Genomic DNA, 4,455 nt, shown 5'->3' with positions numbered 1-4,455 from the left:
GTGTCGCTGCCGGGCGGCTGCCCGCCCTGCCGGCCGAGGGCGCCTTCTGGGCCGCGAGCCTGTACCTGGTGCTGGGCTGCACGGTGTTCGCCTTCATCGCGCAGAACTGGGCGCTGAAACACACTGCCCCCAGCCGCGTGGGCCTGCTGATGGGCACCGAGCCGGCCTGGGGCGCGTTGTTCGCCGTGCTGTGGCTGGGGGAGAGTCTGGGCCCGGTGCAATGGCTGGGCGGGGCGCTGATCGTGGGGGCGGCGTGGTGGACGCTCGCGCGCCAGCGCGCGGGCTGATCACCGGCTCGAAGCTCCCATTGCACCGCGACACTGCACGGCGATACTCCGGCAGCCAACGCGCCCGCCCCGAGCCGCCGTGGTGGCGCCGACCCCCACAAGGAGCTTTCCGATGACCGACCTTCGCGACATCCTGGCGCACCTGCGCGCAGGGCGCTGGAACGAGGCCCACCAGCAGGTGCAGGACGATGCGACGCCGCTGGGCGCCTGGCTGCACGGCATCGTGCATCTGCAGGAAGGCGACCTGGAAGACGCCGAATACTGGTACGACCAGGCCCAGCGCCATTTCCGCAGCCGCGGCACGCTGGAGGAAGAGATGCAGCGGCTGGAAGCGGCCCTGCCGCAGAAGTAGCGCTGGAAAGCGCCGCGCACGGGCGCGGCCCTGCGCCGTCATGGCCCTGTAACGGCGCGCCGGCATCGTTGCGGTTTTCGTTCGCCACAAGCCATCGCATGCTGCCCTCTTTCCGCCTCGCCCCCTTCGCCCTGCTGGCCTGCGCCGCCGCCCTGCTGCCCGCCCACGCCCAGCAGGCTTTTCCCGCCACGCTCGCCGGCCATGCGGTGCTGCCGGCGCAGACCTTCATTCCCGCGCCCAAGGATGCCCCGGCCGATCTGCAGACCAGCGGCAAGTTCACCACGCCGCAGCGCGTGGACCAGCTGGGCAGCGTGGAAGGCATCTCCGCCGGCCGGCCCACGGGCGTATCGCTGCCGTTCAAGGGCCAGCCCGCGCAGGGCCATTCGGGCATCAAGCGCATGGCCGACGGGTCGTTCTGGATCCTGACCGACAACGGCGCGGGGGCCAAGGCCAACTCGCCGGACTTCATGCTGTACCTGAACCACTACACGGTGGACTTCCGAAGCGGCCAGTTCAAGCGCCAGAAGACGGTGTTCCTGCACGACCCGGACAAGAAGGTGCCGTTTCGCATCGCCGAAGAGGGCACGAAGGAACGCTACCTGACCGGCTCGGACTTCGATCCCGAGAGCTTCCAGTTCGCCGGCGGCGCGCTGTGGATCGGCGAGGAGTTCGGCCCCTACCTCATCAAGGCCGACCTGTCCGGCCGCGTGCTGGCCGTGTTCGAGACGCAGGTGGACGGCAAGGTCGTGCGCTCGCCCGACCACCCGGCCATCGCCGCCGCGGGCGCGCCCGATGCCAAGGCGCCGGCCTTCGAGATCAAGCGCTCCAAGGGCTTCGAAGGCATGGCATCGTCCAGGGACGGCAGCAAGCTCTACGCGCTGCTGGAAGGCCCGGTGTGGAACGAATCGGCCAAGGCCTACGAAGCGGTGGAAGGCGGCAAGCAATACCTGCGCGTGCTGGAGTTCGACGTGAAGCAGGAAAAGTGGACGGGCCGCCACTGGAAGTACGTGCTGGAGGCCAACCACCACGCCATCGGCGACTTCAACATGATCGACGAGAACACCGGCCTGATCATCGAACGCGACAACGGCGAGGGCACGGCCGACAAGGCCTGCCCCGAGGGCCAGAAGCGCACCGACTGCTTCCACGACCTGGCGAAGTTCAAGCGCGTGTACAAGGTGGAGCTGACCGATGCCAACGCCGGCGCCGAGCTGCGCAAGGTGGGCTACATCGACCTGCTGAACATCCAGGACCCGCAGCGCCTGGCGAGAAAGCCCTTGAACAACGGCGTGCTCGCCTTCCCGTTCTTCACCATCGAGAACGTGGACGTGGTGGACGCCACGCACATCGTGGTGGGCAACGACAACAACCTGCCGTTCAGCTCCAGCCGCGAGCCCAACCGGGCCGACGACAACGAGCTGGTGCTGCTGGAAGTGGGCGAACTGCTGCGCGCGCGCTGAAACCCTGCAGGCGGCGGGCCCCGACCCGGGTGGCAAAATCGCCGCACCCTCGGGGCACCCGGTTGCGCGGCGCTGCCCCCGGCGGCCTTTTTCCACGCACCGGGAATCCACACGCATGTTCACTGGCATCGTCCAAGCCACGGCGGCCCTCGCCGCCATCCATGACCGCGAAGGCCTGCGGACCTTCATCATCGATTTTCCGCCCGGCTTCTGCCAGGACCTCGCCGTGGGCGCGAGCGTGGCGGTGGATGGCGTGTGCCTCACGGTGACCGAGCTGCTGCCGCCCAACGCGGCGGCGTTCGACGTGGTGCTGCAGAGCCTGAACGTGACCACCCTGGGCAGCTACGCCGTGGGCGACCGCGTGAACGTGGAGCGCGCGGCCAGGGACGGCGCCGAGATCGGCGGGCACCCGCTGTCGGGCCACATCGACTTCGCCACCACGCTGCAGTCGGTGCGCGAGTCGGACAACAACCGCGTGTGGCGCGTGGACATTCCGCCCGCCTTTCGCAAGTACATCTTCGCCAAGGGCTACATCGCCATCCACGGCGCGAGCCTGACGGTCTCCGAGGTGAACCGCGCCGAGGGCTGGTTCGAGGTGTGGCTGATCCCCGAGACGCGCCGCGCCACGGTGTTCGAGCACAAGCAGGCGGGCGACCGCCTCAACATCGAGATCGAGCGCAGCACGCAGGTGGTGGTGGACACCGTGCGCGAGGCGGTGCAGGAAAGCCTGGGGGCCCTGCAGCCGGTGCTGGAGGCGCTGCTGCGCGACAAGGGCCTGTCGCTCGAAGACTTCGTGCAGCCGCCCGTGCTGCCGCGCTGAAGGGCCACCGGGCTCCGGGTGTGGCAGCCCGGCATCAAAACGGGCTTCAGCACATATTCCACTAGGGCGTATCGCTATTAATTCAATAGCAAACGCCTGGACACGTCAAAGAATGACCAGCTCCCCGGCGCCCGTGTCCGCCCGGGGCTCGGCCAGCACCACGCGGTTGCGGCCCGTTTCCTTGGCGCGGTACATCGCCGCGTCGGCCTCGGACAGCAATTGGTCCAGCACCAGGCCGTGGCGGCCGGAATCGGCCACGCCGAAGCTCGCCGTCACGCGCAGCGGCTCGGGCGATGCCGGCAGCAGCAGCTGCAGGTTCGCCACCACCTCGCGCAGGCGCTCGGCCAGCCGCACGCCGTGCGCGGGGTCGCAGTGGCTCAGCAGCACCACGAACTCCTCGCCGCCGAAGCGGCCCACCAGATCGCCCAGCCGCAGTTCGGCCCGCAGCGCGCGCGCCACCGACACGAGCGCCTGGTCGCCCACCGCATGGCCCCACTGGTCGTTGAGCATCTTGAAGCGGTCCACGTCCAGGATGACGATGACCACGCCGAAGCCATGGCGCCGGGCCTGCGCGAGCACGCTTTCCGCCGCGTCGAAGAAGGCGCGCCGGTTGGGCAGGCCGGTGAGGAAGTCGGTGTTGGACTGCTCGCGCAGCTGCGCGATCAGGCTGTTGCGCTCGCGCTCCAGGGCCTCGCGCTGGCGGGTCTGCAGCTGCAGCTCGCGCGCGGCGCGGATCACCGCGGCCATTTCGTCGTTGGCGGCGGGCTGGGGCAGGGGCGCATCCAGGTCGTTATTGGCCAGCGCCTTCAGCGCCCGCGCAGTCTGCACCAGCGGGCGCAGGACGCGGCGGTCCACCATCGACAGCGCCAGCAGCAGCAGCGCCAGCAGCACCACCGAGCCCGCAGCCACTAGGCCGAGCATGCGCACGGCCCGGGTGTATTCGGCGCTGGCGCGCTCGCGCAGCTGGTTGAGCAGCGTGTCGCGCACATCGAAGATGGTGTTCATGTCGGGCACGTAGAGCGCCGCGAAGCCCGCGGCGTCCAGCCCGTAGCGGCCGTTGCCCTCGCCGGCAGCGATCATGCGGTCGATGAGCGGCCCGGTATCGCGGAAGTAGCGCTGCTGCACCGTCTGCCACGCCTGGGCGATGGGGCGCGGCTGCTCGGGCACCGAAAGCCGCAGCTCGATCAGGAAACGCAGCTGCGCGATGCGCCCGCGTGTTTGCTCGATGGCCCGGCGCTCCTCGGCCGTGAACGGCTGCTGGCGCGCCAGCGCCGCCGTGAAATGCGAGCCCAGCAGCCCTGCGAACTCCCGCAGTTCGGCCGCGAGGCGCGCAACCTGCACGTCATCGGCCAGGGCCGGGTAGTGCTGCCGCGCGGCATTGGCCAGGCTGCTCGTGACCGGGGCCAGCAGCGGCACGATCGCCACCATGCCGTAGACGGCCGAACGGATCGACTCGGGCGCCCGCGCCTCGCGCGGCTGCGCCACCACCTGATCCACCCCCGCCCGGGCCGTGGCCAGCGCCATCTTGGCGGCGAG

At 69.9% G+C, this 4,455-nt stretch carries 5 protein-coding genes; 4 read left to right on the top strand and 1 reads right to left on the bottom strand.

The window, feature by feature from the left end:
- The 4 genes from AC27IQ_RS19210 to AC27IQ_RS19195 all read left to right on the top strand — a co-directional run.
- Nucleotides 1-287, top strand: a 287-nt coding sequence (locus AC27IQ_RS19210) for an EamA family transporter (protein WP_487090432.1), incomplete at its 5' end; no start/stop codon positions are given.
- Nucleotides 288-399: 112 nt separating this feature from the next.
- Nucleotides 400-639, top strand: coding sequence for a hypothetical protein (locus AC27IQ_RS19205; RefSeq protein ID WP_272566466.1), 240 nt, complete (start codon nucleotides 400-402; stop codon nucleotides 637-639).
- Between the two features lie 98 nt (nucleotides 640-737).
- Nucleotides 738-2,099 carry an esterase-like activity of phytase family protein gene (locus tag AC27IQ_RS19200; protein WP_487090431.1) on the top strand — a complete coding sequence of 454 codons (1,362 nt, stop codon included), beginning with the start codon at nucleotides 738-740 and terminating at the stop codon, nucleotides 2,097-2,099.
- A 115-nt stretch (nucleotides 2,100-2,214) separates the two neighbouring features.
- Nucleotides 2,215-2,919, top strand: a complete 705-nt coding sequence (locus tag AC27IQ_RS19195; protein WP_284409993.1) for a riboflavin synthase subunit alpha — start codon at nucleotides 2,215-2,217, stop codon at nucleotides 2,917-2,919.
- 105 nt (nucleotides 2,920-3,024) lie between these two features.
- On the opposite strand, the gene AC27IQ_RS19190 is transcribed toward AC27IQ_RS19195, so the two are convergent.
- A partial coding sequence (locus tag AC27IQ_RS19190) for a GGDEF domain-containing protein (protein WP_487090430.1) occupies nucleotides 3,025-4,455 on the bottom strand: 1,431 nt, incomplete at its 5' end.

It is taken from the genome of Acidovorax sp. KPB24-07 (assembly GCF_057543315.1).
This window is presented reverse-complemented; position numbering and strand designations above follow the sequence as displayed.